Origin of the sequence: Kribbella sp. NPDC051936, from assembly GCF_040680955.1 — a bacterium.
In the GTDB taxonomy this organism is placed as follows: domain Bacteria; phylum Actinomycetota; class Actinomycetes; order Propionibacteriales; family Kribbellaceae; genus Kribbella.
On record NZ_JBFAXS010000001.1, the window covers coordinates 895,591 to 915,071 of the forward strand.

Genomic DNA, 19,481 nt, shown 5'->3' on the forward strand with positions numbered 1-19,481 from the left:
GGCCACGCCTGCTCAGCGCGGTGGCTGTGACGGCGGTGGTGACGGGAGTGGAGGCGGAGAGGGCGCCGCGATTGGTGGGTGTGGGGCTCGTCCAGTTGGTGAGGCGATGCCCGACGGGTTGCGGCGGCGGGGTGAGCGGGGAGCGGTGACGGCCGAGATGGCGTTGGTGCTGCCGGTGTTGGTTTCAGTTCTGTTGTTGGGGATCTGGTCCATCGGACTGGTTGTGCTGAACATCAGATGCATCGATGCTGCCCGCGACGTCGCCCGGGCGGTCGCGCGTGGCGAGCCGGTCGATCAGGCGAAAGCGATCGGACACCGTACCGTTCCGACAGGCACGATCGTCATCACCCGCGAGGCATCAGACATCAAAGTGGTAGTCACTGCCGTGCCCGTGCATACCCCGCCGTTGCTCGGTGTCTTCTCTCCCGCGAGCCTCACAGCAACTGCCATCCTGCAAGCGGAGCCGGAGACGCCATGACCCGCTCCGAACGAGGCAGCGCCACGCTTCACATTTTGTTCGCAGTCGTACTCCTCTGCACAGTGCTCGCCGCGGCGGTCCTCTGGACGGCCATCTCCACCGCCCACCACAAACTCACCGCGGCGGCCGACATGACCGCGCTGAGCGCCGCCGATTCTCTCGATGCTTCCGACCCCGACGATGCGACCGGTCAGGCTGATCCGGGCGAGCAGAAACCCACAGGCACCAGACCGCCTACAACGCCTTGCGCGACAGCAGAGCGGGCAGCTGCGCTCAACAAGGTGCAGCTGACCGCGTGCTTGGTCTCGTCTGACGCGGTCACTGTTGAGGTATCGCTGCGGTTGGACCTCCGAATAGCACGTCCAACTCTGAGCGCGGCCGCGCGAGCCGGCCCGGTCTGATGTCGCCTCGTCAACCACTCGTCGTGCGGCCGGTCCTCCGGTGATCGCGATCTGGTCGCAATCTGGTAGAGATGCCGCGTTGATGTGGACGACGTACGGACCGGCGCTCCATGATCGGGAACCGAGTACTGCTCATGTTCCCGGACGTACTTCCCCGGCGCCCGGATGCTACCTCGGAGGCTCGTTTGCCCGACCCGATTCGGCTGCTGCTGGTTGACGACCAGATCCTCAGCCGAGGTTTGCTTCGCAGCGGTCTGGAGCGTGAGCGCGATCTGAAGATCGTTGCCGAGCTCAACCGATCTGACGACGTCGTAGGTGCCGCCAGACGGCATCGGGCGAACGTCGCGCTGCTCGACGCGGCCGGTCCGGGCAACGACAGCATCACTGTGACCACCAAGTTGCGTACGTCGATGCCGGAGTGCCGGGTCGTCATGCTGACGACGTACGGGCGGCCGGTGCACATGCGCCGCGGGCTGGATGCCGGTGCGAAAGGGTTCGCGTTGAAGGGCAGTCCGGTACCGCAACTGGCTGATGCGGTACGGCGGGTGCACCTGGGCCTCCGGGTGGTCGATGCGAACCTCGCGGCCGACAACCTCCGGTACTCCGAAACTCCGCTCAACGCTGACGAGACTGACACCCTTCGCGCGGCGCGGGACGGTGGATCGGTCGCGCTGATGGCACAGAAGCTCGACGTGTCCGAGCGTGTCGTCCGTACTCGACTGTGGTCGGCGATCGGCAAGACCGGTGCGCACACTCGATCCGATGCGGTCGAGATCGCGGAACGAAACGGCTGGCTTCTCGACTAGTTGATCGTCGATGGTCTGCGGGGACGGGCAGACTGGGGTGGTGGATGACGGTCGGAGCCGAGTTGTCGTGGTCGATGCTGCGAACGTGGTTGGGTCGCGGCCGGACGGATGGTGGCGGGATCGGGTCGGCGCGGCTCGGCGGTTGTTGACGCGGCTCGCTGCCTTGCAGGAGGAGTTGCCGGACACCGAGGTGGTTGTGGTGTTGGAGGGTGCTGCTCGCCGGGCGGTGTCTGGGGAGGGTGCGCCGGATACAGGTCGTGTTCGGGTGGTGCTTGCGTCGGGGTCTGGTGACGACACGATCGTGAGCGTTACCGCGGAGGTCGTCGGGCAGGCGCATCACCCGGCGGTCACCGTCGTCACCGCGGACCGCGAGCTCCGGCAACGTGTCGAACCCACCGGCGCGACCCCCACCGGTCCGCGCTGGCTCCTCGATCAGCTGGACGCGTTACCCGAGTAGCTGGCCGGGACCGCTCGTACGCCGGTCGCCGGCATTCATGCGTGCGGCAACAATCTGGCGCGGCACAAGCCACGACCTCGCCGTGCCAAACCGGCCTGCGCACGAACAGGCCCAGGTCGGGCTGCCGTAGCAGAAGTTGAATTACCCTGCGCGGCCTCGCCGGGGCTGGATTCGTCAGGTCGACCACTGCGTCCCGCAAGCACCAATCCCGTCGCCGACCTGACATCACCGCCGCCGCATCAACCGGCCGCCCTCGGCTGCACGCCTCCCGCGACGCATGCTCCGCACCGCGTGTGCCGCGGTTGTGCCGGTGTCGTCGTACCCGCGCTGGCCTGACCGTGCGACCCACCTGGATTGGGTACATGTGCCGGCGTGGGCCGCCGGGTGTGGGCTTGCCTCGTCGTACCTGTGCCGTCGTACCTGTACTGGCCAGGCTGCGCCGACAGGCCTGGACTGGATGCATGTGCTGGCGTCGCCCTGCGGGTGTGGGCTTGCCTTGTCGTGCGTGTGCCGTCGTGCGTGTGCTGGCCGGGCTGCGCCGGCCCGCCTGGATTGGGTGTATGTGTCGGCGCGGTCCTGCGGGTGTGGGCTTGCCTTGTCGTGCCTGTGCCGTCGTACCTCCGCGCTGGCCAGGCTGCGCCGACTTGCCTGGTTTGGCGTATGTGTCGGGCTGCTCTGCCCGACCTGCGTGATTGGTCGGCCCCGCGCTGGACCTCTCCTGGTGGGGCGTGTGTGGAACCGGTTGTGCCGGCTCGCCTAGCTGCGGCGCCGGCCGGTGCATCGGTTCATCTATGGCGGGCTGCGGGTGCATCGTGTGGCTGGTGTGTGTCTGTTTGTTGGGTGCCGCGAGGTCGCGCCGGGCCTGTGCGGGGGGAAGGAGGGAGTTAGGCGCAGGTGGAGAGGAGTTGGCCGGTGTGGGTTATGAGGAGGTGGGGGCCGGGGGTGGCGGGGAGGTGGGTTTTGGGGGTGGGGACGGGGTGGCGGGTGCCGTCGGGGGAGATGACGAGGGTGTTGGGGGCGTCCAGGGCGATGAGTTCGTCGTCGGCTCGGATGAGGACGGGGGCGGTGTAGGACCAGGAGAGGGCGGTGCGGCCGGCGGCTAGGGCTTGCAGGGTGGCGGTGGGGAGTTCGTCGGGGCCTTCGGCGTTGGCGTCTACGGCGATCCAGGTGGTGGGGGAGCCGGGTGGCATTAGGGACGTGGGGTTGTGCCAGTCGCTGCCGCCGATGGGGGTGGTGTTCTCGAGGCCCCACGCCTGCCACCAGGCGACGGGGCCGCCCCAGGTCTGGTCGAGCCAGGACGAGTGCCAGATCTCGGCGAGTGGTGGGTGTTCGGGGAGCGGGTGGCGCCAGGAGCAGTCGCCGCCGAGCGGGTGGTTGATGGAGAGGAGACCCCCGCGCCGGGCGACTTCCGAGACCCAGGTGGCGGCCGGTCGGCGGAAGTCGATCGGGCCGATCTCGCCGAACGCGTTCGCGTGGCCGGTGTCGGTGGTGACTTCCTGGCCGGGGATGAGGCCGATGCCGAAGCGCTTGCTGAGCGACGGGAGTTCGGGGTGGTGGGCGACTGTGTTGTGATCGGTGACGGCGAGTACGTCGAGTCCGGCCGACACACCGAGCGCGGCGAGGTTGGCGATCGGGGTAGAGCCGTCCGAGTGCAGGGAGTGCGCGTGGAAGTCGCCGGCGATCCATTTCAGGCCGGACGAGGCGGGCAGCGTACGGCGAGGTGGTCGCGGCGGTACGGCGATCGCGGCCGAGGCCTCGGCGTACTCGGTGAGACCGGGGATGGTGTCGACCGGGCCGGTGACTGCCTCGACGAGCAGTTCGACACCTTCGACCGGTACTCGGTGGAGGCCGAGGACGACCCACCAGGTGCCTGCTTCGAGCTCGCCGGGAACGTAGCCGGGCGTGGCGGCCGACGGTGTGATCGCGAAAGTGGTGCGGGCACCGCCGGACCAGCCGCGCCAGCCGGCCGCGCCCTCGCAGCCGATGTCGATGACGGCGCCCTCGACCGGCGGGATGGTGAGCGTGACGTGCAGGCCGGGGCAGTCGGCCGGGATGTCGACGGGCAGCGAATGCCACACCGACTCGGCGCGGTCGTCGAGTGTCCATCGCCGGCGGTACGACGTAACGGCCATCAGGCGATCTCCCTGCTCTCGAACGAGCTGTGCGGCAGCATCAGACGACGGAGGCCGGCTCGGCGGCCAGGAGTTCGCCGCTGTCCTGGGTGTAGAGCAGGACACGAGAAGCCGGCGCGGTCAGCGCGACGGGCGCGCCAGGTACCGGCTCGGTCTCCTCGGGGACCGTCACGCCGATGAGGGTGCCGGCACAGTCGACGGTGACGAGTGACTGGGTGCCGAGGTTCTCGGCGACGACGACCTCGCCGCGCAGTGCGGGCCCGCTGACGTCGCCGGTGGACAGCGTCAGGTACTCGGGCCGGATGCCGACCGTGACCTCGGCATCCGTCGGGGTGGATGAGGTGGCCGCAGGCAACGATCCGCCGGCCACGGACACGGTGCCGTCGCCGAGCACCTTGCCCGGGAGCAGGTTCATCGGCGTCGACCCGATGAAGTTCGCCACGAAGGTGTTGGCGGGACGGGCGAAGACCTCACGAGGAGATCCGAGCTGCCGGAGCTTGCCCGACTCCATCACGGCGATGCGGTCGGCGAGCGCCAGCGCTTCGGCCTGGTCGTGGGTGACGAAGACCGTGGTGATGCCGAGGTCGCGCTGGAGCTTCTTCAGGAACGTCCGCGCCTCGAGCCGGAGCCGCGCGTCGAGGTTCGACAGCGGCTCGTCGAGCAGCAGGACCTTGCCTTCGGACGCGATCGCGCGGGCCAGCGCGACGCGCTGCTGCTGACCGCCGGACAGCTGCCCGGGCTTGCGCTCGAGGAGCCCGTCCAGCGACAGCTCGCCCGCGGTACGCGACGCGACATCCGCGCGAGTAGCCGCGGCGACCCGGCGGACCTTCAAGGGATAGGTGATGTTCTCGGACACGCTCATGTGCGGGAAGAGCGCGTAGTCCTGGAACACCATCGCCACGCCGCGCTTGCCGGGCTCCACGCGAGTCACATCCGCCGCGTCGATCCGCACCGTCCCCTCGGTCGCGGTCTCCAGGCCGGCGATCGTTCGCAGCAGCGTGGTCTTGCCGCAACCGGACGGGCCGAGGAGGGCGAAGAACTCGCCGTCGGCCACGTGCAGGTCCAGCCCGTCGACGGCGCGGACGCCGTTCGGGTAGACGGTTGCGAGGCCTTCGATGTCGATGCCCGCCATCAGCTCTTGATCCCTCCGTGGAAACGGAACCCGTAACGCGAGTTCACCAGCAGGTACAGCACGACGACCGGGATCGAGAACAGCAGCGAGAACACCGGCAGCACCTGCAGGTTCACGCTGCCGCCTTCGTCGGTGAGGGTCTGCATCAGCACCGCACCGGGCTGCTTGTCGATCGACCGGATGAGCAGGAAGGGCACCAGGAAGTTGCCCCAGGAGTTGACGAACGCCCAGACCATGATGGTCGCCAGCCCGGGGCGGGCGACCGGCAGGACCACGTCGCGCAGGATCTGGCCGGTGGACGCACCGAAGACCCGCGCCGACTCCTCGTACGACTTCGGCACCGCGTCGACGAAGTCCTTCAGGATGAAAATGGCCGCCGGCAACAGCCCGCCGGTCATCACCAGCGCGACGCCGAACCGGGAGTCAATCAGCCCGAGCTGGAACATCATCACGAAGATCGGCACCATCGCCGCCGTCCCGGTGACGACCGAGGACAGCAGCAGCAACCCGTACAGCAGGGCGTCGCGTCCGGGGATGCGGACCCGCGACAGTGCATAAGAGGCCAACGCGGCAAAAGCTGTCACGGCAACCGCGGTCGTCACGCAGATCAGCAACGAGTTGACCATCGAGTGCATCGCGTACGGGTGGTCCAGCGTTTTCCGGACGTTCTCCAGCGTCCAGTCCGGCCAGTGCACCCCGAGGCCCGGCGACGCGTCGAACGGCGCCGACGCGATCCACAGCATCGGTACGGCGAAGAACAGCGTGATCGCGCAGATCAGCACGTAGAAGCCGATCCGGCGCAGCACAAAGGACGTCGTCACGAGCGCCTCCGCAAGAGCCGCAGATAGACCAGTGAGACCAGCAGGTTCGCGATCAGCAGCAGGAACGAGATGGCCGACGAGTACCCGAGCTCACCGCCCTGCAAGGCCACGTTGTAGATGTAGACCGGCACCGTCTCGGACTCGTGGTTCGGTCCGCCCTTGGTGAGCAGGAACGGCGAGAAGTCGTTCGCCGTCCACAGCGAGATCAGCAGCGTGTTGGTCAGCACGTGCCCGCGGATGTGCGGGAACACCACGTCCCGCAGGGTCTGCCAGCCCGATGCCCCGACCATCCGCGCCGACTCGAGCTGCGACGGCGGCACGGCCTGCAGCGCCGACGAGTAGAGCATCATCGAGAACGCCGTACCGCGCCACGTGTTGAAGACCACGAGGCACGCCATCGGGTAGTCGATCAGCCACGCGGTCCCCGGTGTGCCCAGCAGACTGTTCAAGGTGCCGCCGTCGCGGTCGTAGAACGCGACCCACAGGTACGCGACCACGGTCGAGGGCAGGATCCACGCGAGCAGGACGAACGCCTCGACGGTCCGGCGTACGGCGGGACGCGTGCGGCGCATCACCCACGCGAGCGTGAAGCCGAGCACGTTCTGCCCGATGATCGCGGAGCCGAGCACGAACAGCAGCGTCAGCCACAACGCGTTGTGGAACAGGGCGTCGTTCAACGCCTTCGTGTAGTTCGACAAGCCCACGATCGACGGCGACACGGCTTCGACGCCGGTCAGCCGGTAGTTCGTGACGCCGATGTAGATGGTCCAGAGCGCGGGGAAGATCAGGAACGCGCCGATCAGCAGCATCGCGGGCGCGACGAAGCCGAGCGCCCGGCCGACGCCGAGGCCCGCGACGTCGCGCGCGGGTCCCCGGCCACCGCCTGATCGACGGCCCGATCCACGTCCCGGCACCGGCTCGGCGGGCACGGGAGGTGCGGAAGCGGAAGTCATCAGTTGCTGTTGACCTTGTCCTTGCCGCCGGCCGCAGTCTCGACGGCCTTCCCGTACGCCGCCGCGGCGGCGTCGGTGCTCTTACCGCCGACCACGTCCGCGGTCGCCTGCTGCAGCGCCGCCGAGACCTTCGGGTACTCGGCCCGGCCCGGGCGGTACTGCGTGATCGGCAGCACCTTCTCGGCGACGAAGCTCAGCATCGGGTCGCTCTTCAGCACCTCGCTGTTGACGTCCGAGCGCTGGGTGATCTTGGCGGCGCCGGCCAGCGACTCCTTCACCATCTCGGCGGAGTTCATGAACTGCAGGAACTCCCAGGCCTGCTGCGGGAACTTGGTGTTCGGGTTGATCACGGTCGCCCCGCCGCCGGACATCGAGACGAAGTCCTGGCCCTTCACACCGGCGCCCGGCTGCCGCGCCGGGATCATCGCCCAGCCCACCGCGGTGTCGCGGTCGGCCATCTTCGCGACGCCCTCCTTGGGCTCGACGACGCTGCGCCAGAAGTAGTCGCTCTCCAGCAGGATGCCGATCTTGTTCGCGGCGAACTCGGCGAACGACTTGTCCCGGCCCTTCGCCTCGCGCTGCAGCACCGGGTCGCCGAGACCCGTCGAGTACACCTGGTGGTAGAAGTCGAGCACCTGCCGCAGCTGCTCGTTGTTGCCGAGCCACTTGCCGTCGGAGTTCACGGTCGCGCCGGTGCCCACCAGCAGCGGCAGCACACCCTGCATGGTGGTCGCCTCGCCCATCGCGGTCCCGGCGTTGATCTGGATCGGCGTCACACCGGCGATCTTCTTCAGCGCCTGACCTGCGGAGATGATGTCGGCCCAGGACTTCGGCTGCCAGTCCGCGGGCAGTCCGGCCTGCTGGAAGAGCTTCTTGTTGAAGTACAGCACGCGGCCGTCGGTGCCGCCGGGTACGCCGTACCGCTGGCCGTTGTAGCTGCCGAGCGCCTGAACCGACTCCGGGATCTGCTTCCAGCCGTCCCAGTCGTCCACCTTGGCCCCAGATCCAGCACCGTCGCCGACCGTGTCACTGAGCGGTTTGATGTAGTTGGCCTGGGCGAACTCGCCGACCCAGATGCCGTCGATCTGGAACAGGTCCGGCCCGGACTTGTTCGACAGGTCGAGGGACAGCTTCTGCTTGTAGACCTCGTCGTCGGAGCCGTCGCCCTGGAACTTGACCGTGACGTCGACGCCCTTGCCCTTCTGGTCGGCGACGAACTTCGGGATCAGCACGTCCTCGACGAAGGTCGCGCCGGCGCTGCTCTTACCGCCCTTGACCGAGTTCGAACCGAAGGTCAGCTCGACCTTCTTGGCGTCGGCGTTCCGGTTCGCGTCCTGGTCGCCGCTGCCGGAGTCGGACGAGCCGAGGCATCCGGTGAGCAGGGCGAGGGCCGCGGCGCCGAGGACGCCGGCGGTGGTCAACCGCGAGAGAGATCGCATCAGGGCTCCTAGCAGAAGTGGTCCAGCAGCGTGCCGGTCAAACATTGGCACTCTCCGGCGACTATGTGAAGACTTTTTCCCAACCCGGAGGCGAACGTTGTCAGGGGCTGGAGGCAACCAACCGCGAACTGTCAAGTCGGGATCTCGTGGCAGTCGTTGCGGAAGAGTTAAAGGATGCTCAAGGTTGTGTGGCAACAGGTAGTTGAGTAGATACAGAGGGTGATCAGCGGAGCTACTGTCTTGCCGTTCGGTTCAGCGGATCGGAGGTGAAAGACGTGAGACTGCTCCACGGAGTCGCTTGCCTTGTCGACGACCTGCTCTGCCACTGCTGGTGCTGGTGGTGACCGAGGGCCGCGCGGTGACGACACCGGGCTCCCGCTGACGCGCAAGCAGCGGGCATCCCGGAACTCATCCCCGAGCACCGCCTGGCCGACCGAGAGCGACGGCACGAGAGACAAGGAGAGAGAAACGGCCGGCCCCGACGATGTCGGGGCCGGCCGTCCTCTCGTTGGCTGGTGGCTGGTGTCCTCCTCGGCTCAGCTCTGGGCGAGTTGCATCATCTGCTTCGGCAGCACCGTCATCTGGGCCGGGATCGGAACCTGCGGCCTGAGCAGCGACAGCAGGCTGGCGGCCGCGCCCGCGATCGGCAGCGGCAGGGCCAGGCCCAGCGACGCCAGCAGCGCGTTCACGAGTGCCAGCACCGCGCCCAGGATGTCCAGGCTCGGCACCGGAAGGCCGCTCCAGGCCTGGACCGGAGTGCCGGCGGCGCTCATCGTGCCGGTCGGCTGCGCCTGCTTGGCCTTCCCCTTGCCAAGCAGCGACGTCAGGGCGAGCCCACTGGCGGCGTTCACGAACGTGCCGGTGCCCTCGTCGTAGTTCCACTTCTGGCCGTCACCGTCACGGCAGGGCAGGACCAGCAGCGGAGCCGACGCCGGAACCTTGGCCAGGTCCGCACCGCTGTCCAGGCAGGCTCCGGTCGCGGCAAGGGCGCCACCGACGCTCTTGCTCATCGCGACCTGCAGCTGGCCGGACTCGGTGTAGATCCACTCCTGGGTCTTGCCTTCCTTGCCCGGCGCACACGCCATCATGACCGCCATCGGGACCTTGTCGGCCGCGACGAACGTCAGGCAGTAGCGCGTGTCGGAGCGGGTGGCGATCTGTTGTGCCACGCCCACGGTGACTCCGGGTGCCGTCGAACCGCGGGGTGCCGGGTTCGCGGCCTGGGCCGGTACGGCGGTGGCGATCGCCACGCTGACCGCGAGCACCACCACGCCGGTGCGACTGAACAGCTTTCGGATGATCAAGACAACCTCCAGAGGTCGTGCCATCGCTTGGCGTCAGGCCGTCGGGACCCGTGGCGCGAGCCGGAACGCCGGCAGTGACTCAGCGCGACGTTGACGCCACAACAAGTAAGGCACAGGAGCGACCGAGGAGGTTATGCCGACCTTGCGAAACTTGATGCCAATGGCAACTAACTGCCAGGCAGGCGTCGTTGCGCAAGGCATCTACATCGGGATGCGAGGCCGCTGTTCCGCCGTTGTGAGCTGTTCGAGATCTTACGGCAATCCGCTGCGATTCAGGTAGTGCACCGCGTTGGAAGATGCCGTAGGCAACAGAGTTGTCAGTGGGGCTGTTTGGTGTCCCTGGGGTCCGGCGCGAGCTCCTGCTCGGTCGCCAGGCGCTCGTCGGCGGGCGCTTCCGGCGAACCCTCGAGGCGCGGCGGGACATCGGCAGCGGCGTCACTTTCCGTGATCTCTCCGCCGACGGTGTTACTCGGCGTGCTCGCCGCCTGGGCGCGCAGCTCGCGCATCTCTTTGCGGCGCCGCCAGCCGCGACCGAGTCCCTTCTTCGTCAGCCACAGACCGGCGATCAGCGCGGCACCGGTCACCGCGCCGAGGAAGAAGATCGTCGGCACCGAGACGCCGAAGTCGACGCCGAACACCTCCATCGTCGTCGATGCGGTGGACGACACCGAGACGCCCAGGCCGAACAGCACGGCCAGAACGATCAGAACAACTCCGAGGACGACCATGGCACGCTGCCTCTCCGTCCGGAGACCGCCGGACTCGTCAGGCCTCACTGCTCAGTAATGCGGAGAGCAGCGCCACCGCGCCGCTCTTGTCGAGTGGGTTGTTCTGGTTCCCACACTTGGGCGACTGTACGCACGAAGGGCATCCGTCCGTACATTCACAGTGTGCAATCGCCTCGCGTGTCGCGGTCAACCACTCGCGCGCCGCGGCGTACCCGTGTTCGGCGAATCCGGCGCCACCGGGGTGGCCGTCGTACACGAAGACCGTGAGCCGGCCGGTGTCGGCGTGCCGGGCGGTGGAGACGCCGCCGATGTCCCAGCGGTCGCAGGTGGCGAACAGCGGGAGGAGGCCGATCGACGCGTGCTCGGCCGCGTGGGCCGCGCCCGGTACGTCGGCCAGCCCGAGCGCCTCGACGGCGGCGTCGGGCATCGTCCACCACACCGCCTTGGTCCGCAGGGTGCGCTCGGGCAGGTCCAGCGGCTGCTCGTCGAGTACGTCGCCGGTCGCGATCAGCTTGCGCTGGTACGAGATGACCTGACTCGTCACCTGGACCCAGCCGCGCGACAACTCCGCCGTCCCCCAGGTGCACGTCTCCTCGGTCGCCAGGATGCTGATCTCGGTCACGTCCCGGGCGAAGGTCGTGTAGTCGGGCGAGGCGGGCTCGACGACCGCGGCGTGCTCCTCGAGGTCCAGCGACCGCACCAGGTACGACTCGCCCGCGTGCACGTAGACGGCGCCCTCGTGCACCGACGCATGGGCCGAGCCGCCATCGACCGTGCCGAGCAGGCGACCGGTCCGGTCCTCCACGATCTGCACCGTCTTGCCGCCGGCGGACCGGATGTCGATGGCGTCGACGGCGCGCTCCCGGCGCGTCCAGAACCACCCGTGCGGCCGCTCCCGCAGAGCACCCTGCCGTACGAGTTGTGCGATCACCTGCGCTGTCGTCTCGCCGAAGATCTCGAAATCGTCGGGCGTCAGCGGTAGCTCCTGGGCGGCGGCGCACAGTTGAGGCCCGAGCACGTACGGGTTCTCCGGGTTGAACACGGTGGCTTCGACCGGGCGGCCGAAGATGGCGCCCGGGTGGCGCACCAGATAGGTGTCCAGCGGGTCGTCCCGCGCGATCAGGAGCGCCACCGCGTCCCCGCCGGCGCGCCCGGCGCGACCGGCCTGCTGCCACAGTGAGGCGCGGGTGCCGGGCCATCCTGACAGCAGCACGGCGTCCAGTCCGGCGATGTCGATGCCCAGCTCGAGAGCGTTCGTCGCCGCGACGCCGGTGAGCTCGCCGCTCTGCAACATGCCCTCGAGCCGGCGCCGCTCCTCTGGCAGATACCCGGCTCGATACGCCGACACCTGGTCCGTCAGCGCCGGGTCGACCTCGGCCAGGTTCTCCCGGGCTGTCATCGCCACCGTCTCGGCTCCACGCCGCGAGCGGACGAACGCGACCGTGCGGACACCTGTGACCACCAGGTCGGTGAGCAGGTCGGCCACCTCGGCTGTGGCGGACCGTCGTACCGGTGCGCCGTTCTCGCCGTGCAGGGCCGTCAGTGGCGGCTCCCAGAGGCCGAAGGCGATGCCGCCGCGTGGAGAGCCGTCCTCGACCACCTCCACCATCGGCAGCCCGGTCAGGCGCTCACCTGACAGCGCCGGCTCGGCCACTGTCGCCGAGGCGCAGACAAAGATCGGATTGGCGCCGTACTGCGCGCAGACCCGCCGCAGCCGCCGCAGTACGCCGGCGACGTGCGCACCGAAGACGCCGCGGTAGTGGTGACACTCGTCGACCACGACGTACTGCAGGCAGCCCAGGAACCGCGCCCAGCGTTGATGGTTCGGCAGGACCGACCGGTGCAGCATGTCCGGGTTGCTGAGCACGTATGTCGCGTGGTCGCGCGCCCAGTCCCGCTCGGTCCGCTCGGAGTCGCCGTCCAGCGTCGTGGCCCGCAGACCCGGCACGGTGTACGCCGAGACCGCGCGCAACTGGTCATGGGCGAGCGCCTTGGTCGGAGACAGGTAGAGCACCGACGCCGTACGACGGTGTGGTGACGCGGCCTGCGCGATGCTCAACGTGGCGAGGGCCGGCAACAGGTACCCGAGCGACTTGCCGGATGCCGTCCCGGTCGCCACGACGACGTGCCTGCCCGAATACGCCGCCTCGGCGGTCGCGACCTGATGGGTCCAGGGGGCCGTGATGCCGGAGTCCCGCAACTGGTCGAGCACCTCGGACGGCACCCACCGCGGCCAATCACATGTTTGTCCCAGCCGTGGCGGCACCGCCTCGACATGCGTCAACCGGTCGTCACGACCGGCGGCCAGGCGCTTCAGGACGGCAGCCGCCTCACCACCTGCACGCATACGGTGAGCGTAGTGCCCTGCACGGACAAGGGCTTGCCGCTGAGAGTCCGCTGAGAATGCACGCGCGGATGCACGCGGCTTTTTCCGGAGGGGAATCGACTTCGGGTGGGCGAGATGAAAGAGTTTTCGGCAACGGGTCTTCTCACGGTCCGTACATGGTTGAATGCAGCAGTTCATGGGATCGGAGGCTGAAGTGGATCTGTCGCTGACCGCGCGCGCCGAGGGCGGGCGAACCGTCATCGAGGTTGCCGGGGAGATCGACGTCTACACCGCACCGAAGCTCAGGGAGAAGATCGCCACGCTCGTCGAAGAAGGCGTCTACGACATCGTCATCGACCTGGAACGCGTGGAGTTCCTGGACTCCACCGGTCTCGGTGTCCTCGTCGGCGGCCTGAAACGGGTGCGCACCCACGACGGATCTCTGTCCCTGGTCTGCACCCAGGAACGGCTGCTGAAGATCTTCCGGATCACCGGCCTGACCAAGGTCTTCGACATCCACCCGGACGTCGCCTCGGCGATCTGATGAAGCGAAACGGTGTCCGCCTCGCTACTTTCGGTGATTGTTCCGCCCAGGTTCCGGCAGGGGTCTTGCCGGGCCGACCCGGTATGGCGTAGACCACCCTGTCGTCAGGTCTGGTCGGGAACCCGTTAGAGTAACCCACCGCGCCAGCCCATTGGCGCTGTGTCGTATTTCCCCAACCCTTCGGTTGCGGCAGACGGGGGCCGTCAAGCCTGGATGGGTTGCCTACAAGGAGGACGGATGTCCGCGCTGCTTGCTCCACAAGCGGTGGATCTTTCGTCGAGCAACACCACACTGGTGATCGTTGTCGGGGTGATCGCGATTCTCGCGGTCGTCATCGCGATGGTCTTCCGGGGCCAGGTGCTTGCCGCGAACGATGGCACCGAGAACATGAAGACGATCGCCGCGGCGGTTCAGGAAGGCGCCTCGGCGTACCTGAACCGGCAGTTCCGGACATTGTCGATCTTCGCCGTGGTCGCGTTCCTGTTGCTGTTCCTGCTGCCGGCCCACACCGACGGCGGCAACGAGACCACGCTGAAGATCTTCCGCTCGGTGTTCTTCCTGGTCGGCGCGGGCTTCTCCGCCGCGATCGGCTACCTGGGCATGTGGCTCGCGACGCGCGCCAACGTCCGGGTCGCCGCGGCCGCCCGGGACGAGGGCCGCAACCCGGCGATGCGGGTCGCGTTCCGCACCGGCGGCACCGTCGGTATGGCGACCGTGGGTTTCGGCCTGTTCGGCGCCGCGCTCGTCGTGCTGCTGTTCAAGGGTGACGCCCCGACCGTGCTCGAGGGCTTCGGTTTCGGCGCCGCGATGCTCGCGATGTTCATGCGGGTCGGCGGCGGTATCTTCACCAAGGCCGCCGACGTCGGCGCGGACCTGGTCGGCAAGGTCGAGCAGAACATCCCCGAGGACGACCCGCGGAACGCCGCGACGATCGCCGACAACGTCGGTGACAACGTCGGCGACTGCGCCGGTATGGCGGCCGACCTGTTCGAGTCGTACGCCGTGATGCTGGTGGCCTCGCTGATCCTGGGCAAGGCCGCGTTCGGCGAGCAGGGCCTGATCTTCCCGCTGATCGTGCCCGCCATCGGCGCGCTCACCGCCGTCGTCGGCGTCTTCCTGACCCGTCCGCGGACCGGCGAGAACGGCCTGCGCACGATCAACCGGGCGTTCTACATCTCCGCGCTGATCTCCGGTGTGCTGTGTGCGGTGGCGGCGTTCGTCTACCTGCCGAGCAGCTTCAAGGACCTGACCGGCGCGAGCGAGTCGATCGCCGCGACCGACGGCGACCCGCGGCTGATCGCGACCATCTCGGTCATCATCGGTATCGTCCTGGCGGCCGTCATCCTGGCGCTGACCGGGTACTTCACCGGCACCGAGGACAAGCCGGTCAAGGACGTCGGCAAGTCGTCGCTGACCGGTGCCGCCACGGTGATCCTGTCCGGTATCTCGGTCGGCTTCGAGTCCGCCGTCTACACCGCCGTGGTGATCGCGGCGGCCGTGTACGGCGCCTTCCTGGTCGGCGGCTCCGGTGTGGTCGCGCTGTTCGCGATCGCGCTGGCCGGCTGCGGTCTGCTCACCACTGTCGGCGTCATCGTCGCGATGGACACCTTCGGCCCGGTCTCCGACAACGCGCAGGGCATCGCCGAGATGTCCGGCGACGTGGACGGCGAGGCGGCCCAGATCCTCACCGAGCTGGACGCCGTCGGCAACACCACCAAGGCGATCACCAAGGGCATCGCGATCGCCACCGCCGTGCTGGCCGCGACCGCGCTGTTCGGTTCCTACACCGACGCGATCCGGTCCTCGCTGGGCGACCAGTACGCCAAGTTCGAGGCCGACGCCCTGGTGTTCAACCCGGGCACGCTGGTCGGTCTGATCCTCGGCGCCGCGGTCGTGTTCATGTTCTCGGGTCTGGCCATCAACGCCGTCGGCCGCGCCGCCGGTGCGGTCGTCTACGAGGTCCGTCGCCAGTTCCGCGACATCCCCGGGATCATGGAGGGCACGGGCAAGCCGGAGTACGGCAAGGTCGTGGACATCTGCACCCGCGACTCGCTGCGGGAGTTGGCCACCCCGGGTCTGCTCGCGCTGACCGCCCCGATCGCCGTCGGCTTCGGCCTCGGCGCCTCGGCGCTGGCCGGCTACCTGGCCGGTGCGATCGGCGCCGGCACCCTGATGGCGGTCTTCCTGGCCAACTCCGGTGGTGCCTGGGACAACGCCAAGAAGCTGGTCGAGGACGGCAACCACGGCGGCAAGGGTTCGCCCGCGCACGAGGCCACCGTCATCGGTGACACCGTCGGCGACCCGTTCAAGGACACCGCCGGTCCGGCCATCAACCCGCTGATCAAGGTGATGAACCTGGTCTCGGTGCTGATCGCTCCGGCGGTCGTCGGGATGTCGGCGATCGGCGACGACACCAACACCGCGCTGCGGATCATCATCGCGGTCGTGGCCGTGGTGATCCTGGCCGCCGCCGTGTTCGTCTCCAAGCGCCGGGAGTCGGTCATCGCCGACACGCCGGCCGAGGTGAACGCCGCCGCCTGATTCGCGATACCTTGCGAAGCGGCCCGCCGGCCTGTCCGGCGGGCCGTTTCGCATGTCTGGACCCGGGGCCGTCGGCTCTTCTACTGTCGTCCTGTGAGGATCGCCCGGGTGCCCGCGCTGCTGCTCCTGGTCGCGGTGGGCGTGCTCGGCGCGCTGCAGCCGGCGAACGCCGCGACGCCGCAGCCGGATGTCGCGTACCTCAATGCCGCGCACCAGATCAACCTCACGATCATCGAGTCCGCGCACGCCGCGACGACCAAGGGCAAGACCGCCTGCGTACGACGGGCCGCCGCGCAGCTCGAGCGCGACCACAGCAAGCTCTCGGCGCAGGAGCTCGACGTCGCCACCCGCCTCAACATCCTGCTGCCGACAGAGCCCTCTGCGACGCAGCGCCAGCAACTCAACGCTGTCGCGGCCAAAGCCGGGACAGCCGGGTACGACGCTGCCTGGCTGGCCCTGCAGCGGCAGGAGCATCAGCAGTACCTGGCGCTCGTCAACGGTGAGCTGCCGATCAGCGCGTCGCCGGCTGTCGAGTCACTGGCGGACGGCGCCAAGCCTGTACTCCAGATGCATCAGCGCCTGGTGACAGGGACCTGCAAGACCAGCACCGGCACTCCGGTGGTGCCGACCGGCGACGGCGGCCAGCACGCGGACGCGGAGAAGGCCCGTGCCCGGGCCGCGGTGATCCTGCTCGGCATCGGACTGGTTCTGCTGCTGGTCGGCAAGTCGATCTCGGTACGGCGACGTCTGGCCGGCGTCATCGCACTGGGAGCCGGCCTGGTCATGCTGTTCGGTGGACAGCCCGCCAACACGGGAAAGGTCCCGGCCGCGGGGAAGACGGCCGCGGAACGGGAGGCCGCCGTACCGCCTGTCCGGCTGAAGCTGCCCGGTGTCCTGGAGGCAGCGGTGCAGCCGGTTGGTACCGGCGCCAACGGCCAGCTGCAGGTGCCCAAGTCGAGCGCAGACGTCGGCTGGTGGGCCGCCGGTGCGGCGCCGGGCGCTGACGGCGGTACAGTGCTGCTCGCGGGACATGTGGACACCACCCGCGGGCGTGGTGTGTTCGCGGCGCTGTCCGAGGTACCGGTCGGCACCACCGTCGGCGTGACGAGCGGCGACGGCGAGGAGCACTGGTACCGCATCGTGGCGCGCCGGACGTACAAGCAGGAGGCCCTGCCCGCCGACCTGTTCCAGGGCGCGGCGAAGCCCCGGCTGGCGCTCGTGACCTGCACCGGCTCGTACGACCGTGCGGCGCACCGCTACAGCCAGAACCTCGTGCTCTACGGCGTTCCGGTCGACTGATCTTTTGGTAGTCACTTCCAGCAACGGTCGACCGAAGTACGCCCGCCGTCGACTTTCGGCTGATGTGCTCCCCCGCGGGATGGGGGATCGTCGGGGTCGTGGTCAGGGAGTTAACCGATAGCAGTCGTTCGGGTGCCGACGGCAGAATCAACCCACGGGTGGACACACCGGATCCGCCCGGGGTCCGATGCTCAGCACCGGGTGGGCCTCGATACTGATCTCATCACGACACATCCCGCCCGACCGGGGACGATTTCACGCCATCTGACGAGGAGCACGGCGATGATCGAGGCAAAGGGCCTCACCAAGCGATACGGCACGACAGTTGCCGTTGACAACCTGTCTTTCGAGGTGAAACCCGGCAAGGTGACCGGCTTCCTCGGCCCGAACGGGGCCGGCAAGTCGACCACCATGCGGATGATCCTCGGGCTCGACACCCCGACGTCCGGCGAGGTCACGATCGACGGGCAGCGGTACCGGGACCTGCACCGGCCGCTGACCAAGGTCGGCGCGCTGCTGGACGCCAAGTGGGTGCACCCGAACCGCTCGGCGCGCGCCCACCTGACCTGGATGGCCGCGTCCAACAAGTTGCCGAAGTCATCGGTCGACAAGGTGCTCGAGATGGTCGGCCTGAGCTCGGTCGCGAACAAGCGGGCCGGCGCCTTCTCGCTGGGCATGTCGCAGCGACTCGGGATCGCCGGCGCGCTGCTCGGCGACCCGGAGGTGCTGCTGTTCGACGAGCCGGTGAACGGTCTCGACCCGGAGGGCATCGTCTGGATCCGGACTTTCATGCACCGGCTGGCCGACGAGGGCCGGACCGTGCTGGTCTCCAGCCACCTGCTGTCCGAGATGGCGCTCACCGCCGAGGAACTGGTCGTCATCGGCCGCGGCAAACTGATCGCGCAGAGCAGCACCCAGGAGTTCGTCGACCGCGCCAGCGGGACGACGGTGAAGGTGCGGACTCCGCAGCTCGACCAGTTCGCCGCCGTCCTGAGCCAGCAGCAGTTGGCCACCCGGATCGAGGACGTCGAGGACCAGGGCAAGGTGCTGTTCGTCGAAGGCGACCTGACCACCGACCAGGTCGGCGAGGCCGCCGCCGCGCACGGCATCGTGCTGCACGAGCTGACGCTGCAGCGCGGTTCGCTGGAGCAGGCATTCATGCAGATGACCGGTGACTCGGTCGAGTACCACGCGCACGAGGAGATCGCCGCTGTGACCTCGCTCGACGCCCCCGAGGCCGCCGAGGTGGCCGCGGGTCCGAAGGAGGACAACTGACATGTCGGTGATCGCAGTCGAGCGCATCAAGCTCTTCTCCACCCGCTCACCGTGGTGGTGCATGGTCGTCGCCGCCGTACTGACGCTCGGTCTGGCGGCGCTGGCCTCGGGCTTCTCCGAGGGCCCGGTGACCATCGGCCTCACCCAGGGCGGAGCGCAGCTCAGCCAGATGGTGATGATGGTGATGGCCGCGCTGGCGGTGACGACCGAGTACCGGTTCGGCACCATCCGGACCAGCTTCCAGGCCGTGCCGCAGCGGGCGGCGCTGCTGCTCGGCAAGACCGCTGTGGTTGCCGCGCTGTCCGCCCTCGTCGGGCTGATCGCGTCGTTCGGCGCCTGGGGGATCGGCAACATCTTCAAGGACGGCGCGGACCTGTCCATCAACACCGCCGGTGAATGGCGGCTGCTGGCCGGCCAGGGGCTGGTGTTCGCGCTGTCCGCGGTGATCGCGGTGGCGGTCGGCATCCTGATCCGGCAGAGCGCCGGTGCGATCGCGATCCTGATCCTGTGGCCGCTGCTGGTCGAGAATCTGTTCAACCTGATCCCGAAGGTCGGCGACGACATGTCGCGCTGGTCCCCGTTCCAGAACGCCGGTTCGTTCCTGAACCAAGGCCAGGACTTCGGCGTCAACGGTCCGCCGGCCGACGCGCAGTACGCGATGGGTCCGTGGTGGGCGCTGCTGTACTTCGCGGCCTGGGCCGCGGTGCTGATGGCGATCGCGTTGTTCTCGGCGAGCAAGCGCGACGCGTGACCGCGTGATTTCAAGTCCACCCCGGTCGGAGGTTGAGGGGCCCTTGACCGGGGCAGGGGCCCGGCCGGGCTGAGGGGTCCTGGCCGCGACGGCC

16 protein-coding genes are annotated in these 19,481 nt (G+C 68.5%); 8 read left to right on the forward strand and 8 right to left on the reverse strand.

Features of this window, described 5'->3' with window-relative positions; all coding sequences use genetic code 11:
- The first annotated feature begins 145 nt into the window (after positions 1 to 145).
- The 3 genes from AB0L64_RS04590 to AB0L64_RS04600 all read left to right on the forward strand — a co-directional run bounded on the left by AB0L64_RS04590 (position 146) and on the right by AB0L64_RS04600 (position 2,142).
- Positions 146 to 478, forward strand: a complete 333-nt coding sequence (locus AB0L64_RS04590) for a TadE family type IV pilus minor pilin (RefSeq protein ID WP_363707657.1) — start codon at positions 146 to 148, stop codon at positions 476 to 478.
- A 586-nt stretch (positions 479 to 1,064) separates the two neighbouring features.
- A complete protein-coding gene (locus AB0L64_RS04595; protein WP_363707659.1) occupies positions 1,065 to 1,685 on the forward strand; it encodes a response regulator transcription factor in 621 nt (206 codons plus the stop codon).
- Between the two features lie 10 nt (positions 1,686 to 1,695).
- Positions 1,696 to 2,142, forward strand: a complete 447-nt coding sequence (locus AB0L64_RS04600) for an NYN domain-containing protein (RefSeq protein WP_363707661.1) — start codon at positions 1,696 to 1,698, stop codon at positions 2,140 to 2,142.
- A gap of 884 nt (positions 2,143 to 3,026) precedes the next feature.
- On the opposite strand, the gene AB0L64_RS04605 is transcribed toward AB0L64_RS04600, so the two are convergent.
- The 8 genes from AB0L64_RS04605 to AB0L64_RS04640 all read right to left on the reverse strand — a co-directional run bounded on the left by AB0L64_RS04605 (position 3,027) and on the right by AB0L64_RS04640 (position 12,998).
- Positions 3,027 to 4,274: a CehA/McbA family metallohydrolase gene (locus AB0L64_RS04605; protein ID WP_363707663.1), complete on the reverse strand. Its 1,248-nt coding sequence runs from the start codon at positions 4,272 to 4,274 to the stop codon at positions 3,027 to 3,029.
- A gap of 40 nt (positions 4,275 to 4,314) precedes the next feature.
- Positions 4,315 to 5,406: an ABC transporter ATP-binding protein gene (locus AB0L64_RS04610; protein ID WP_363707665.1), complete on the reverse strand. Its 1,092-nt coding sequence runs from the start codon at positions 5,404 to 5,406 to the stop codon at positions 4,315 to 4,317.
- Positions 5,406 to 6,227 carry a carbohydrate ABC transporter permease gene (locus tag AB0L64_RS04615; protein WP_355474981.1) on the reverse strand — a complete coding sequence of 274 codons (822 nt, stop codon included), beginning with the start codon at positions 6,225 to 6,227 and terminating at the stop codon, positions 5,406 to 5,408. The genes AB0L64_RS04610 and AB0L64_RS04615 overlap by 1 nt, the downstream gene beginning before the upstream one ends.
- A complete protein-coding gene (locus AB0L64_RS04620) occupies positions 6,224 to 7,180 on the reverse strand; it encodes a sugar ABC transporter permease (protein WP_359936870.1) in 957 nt (318 codons plus the stop codon). The genes AB0L64_RS04615 and AB0L64_RS04620 overlap by 4 nt, the downstream gene beginning before the upstream one ends.
- Positions 7,180 to 8,619: an extracellular solute-binding protein gene (locus AB0L64_RS04625; RefSeq protein ID WP_363707668.1), complete on the reverse strand. Its 1,440-nt coding sequence runs from the start codon at positions 8,617 to 8,619 to the stop codon at positions 7,180 to 7,182. Before AB0L64_RS04625 ends, AB0L64_RS04620 begins: the two co-directional genes overlap by 1 nt.
- Positions 8,620 to 9,155: 536 nt before the next feature.
- Positions 9,156 to 9,923, reverse strand: a complete 768-nt coding sequence (locus AB0L64_RS04630) for a hypothetical protein (protein WP_363707670.1) — start codon at positions 9,921 to 9,923, stop codon at positions 9,156 to 9,158.
- A gap of 317 nt (positions 9,924 to 10,240) precedes the next feature.
- Positions 10,241 to 10,651 carry a hypothetical protein gene (locus AB0L64_RS04635; RefSeq protein ID WP_363707672.1) on the reverse strand — a complete coding sequence of 137 codons (411 nt, stop codon included), beginning with the start codon at positions 10,649 to 10,651 and terminating at the stop codon, positions 10,241 to 10,243.
- Positions 10,652 to 10,688: 37 nt separating this feature from the next.
- Positions 10,689 to 12,998 carry a DEAD/DEAH box helicase gene (locus tag AB0L64_RS04640; RefSeq protein WP_363707674.1) on the reverse strand — a complete coding sequence of 770 codons (2,310 nt, stop codon included), beginning with the start codon at positions 12,996 to 12,998 and terminating at the stop codon, positions 10,689 to 10,691.
- Positions 12,999 to 13,191: 193 nt separating this feature from the next.
- Here AB0L64_RS04640 and AB0L64_RS04645 point away from each other — a divergent pair, with 193 nt between their 5' ends.
- The 5 genes from AB0L64_RS04645 (at position 13,192) to AB0L64_RS04665 (ending at position 19,387) form a co-directional block, all read left to right on the forward strand.
- Complete coding sequence (locus AB0L64_RS04645) at positions 13,192 to 13,521, forward strand: STAS domain-containing protein (RefSeq protein WP_355475853.1); 330 nt, start codon at positions 13,192 to 13,194, stop codon at positions 13,519 to 13,521.
- Positions 13,522 to 13,758: 237 nt separating this feature from the next.
- A complete protein-coding gene (locus AB0L64_RS04650; protein ID WP_359936884.1) occupies positions 13,759 to 16,062 on the forward strand; it encodes a sodium-translocating pyrophosphatase in 2,304 nt (767 codons plus the stop codon).
- Between the two features lie 93 nt (positions 16,063 to 16,155).
- Positions 16,156 to 17,361 (forward strand): DUF4142 domain-containing protein, encoded by a 1,206-nt coding sequence (locus tag AB0L64_RS04655; RefSeq protein WP_363707677.1) that lies wholly within the window; start codon positions 16,156 to 16,158, stop codon positions 17,359 to 17,361.
- 282 nt (positions 17,362 to 17,643) lie between these two features.
- On the forward strand, positions 17,644 to 18,636 hold the full coding sequence (locus AB0L64_RS04660) for an ABC transporter ATP-binding protein (protein ID WP_363707679.1): 993 nt from the start codon (positions 17,644 to 17,646) through the stop codon (positions 18,634 to 18,636).
- A gap of 1 nt (position 18,637) precedes the next feature.
- Positions 18,638 to 19,387: a hypothetical protein gene (locus AB0L64_RS04665; RefSeq protein WP_363707681.1), complete on the forward strand. Its 750-nt coding sequence runs from the start codon at positions 18,638 to 18,640 to the stop codon at positions 19,385 to 19,387.
- Positions 19,388 to 19,481 lie beyond the last annotated feature (94 nt).

Coding starts and splice junctions, on each gene's coding strand:
- AB0L64_RS04665 (WP_363707681.1), top strand. CDS start 18,638: ATGTCGGTGATCGCAGTCGAGCGCATCAAGCTCTTCTCCACCCGCTCA.
- AB0L64_RS04640 (WP_363707674.1), bottom strand. CDS start 12,998: ATGCGTGCAGGTGGTGAGGCGGCTGCCGTCCTGAAGCGCCTGGCCGCC.
- AB0L64_RS04600 (WP_363707661.1), top strand. CDS start 1,696: ATGGTCTGCGGGGACGGGCAGACTGGGGTGGTGGATGACGGTCGGAGC.
- AB0L64_RS04635 (WP_363707672.1), bottom strand. CDS start 10,651: ATGGTCGTCCTCGGAGTTGTTCTGATCGTTCTGGCCGTGCTGTTCGGC.
- AB0L64_RS04625 (WP_363707668.1), bottom strand. CDS start 8,619: ATGCGATCTCTCTCGCGGTTGACCACCGCCGGCGTCCTCGGCGCCGCG.
- AB0L64_RS04660 (WP_363707679.1), top strand. CDS start 17,644: ATGATCGAGGCAAAGGGCCTCACCAAGCGATACGGCACGACAGTTGCC.
- AB0L64_RS04605 (WP_363707663.1), bottom strand. CDS start 4,274: ATGGCCGTTACGTCGTACCGCCGGCGATGGACACTCGACGACCGCGCC.
- AB0L64_RS04610 (WP_363707665.1), bottom strand. CDS start 5,406: ATGGCGGGCATCGACATCGAAGGCCTCGCAACCGTCTACCCGAACGGC.
- AB0L64_RS04650 (WP_359936884.1), top strand. CDS start 13,759: ATGTCCGCGCTGCTTGCTCCACAAGCGGTGGATCTTTCGTCGAGCAAC.
- AB0L64_RS04620 (WP_359936870.1), bottom strand. CDS start 7,180: ATGACTTCCGCTTCCGCACCTCCCGTGCCCGCCGAGCCGGTGCCGGGA.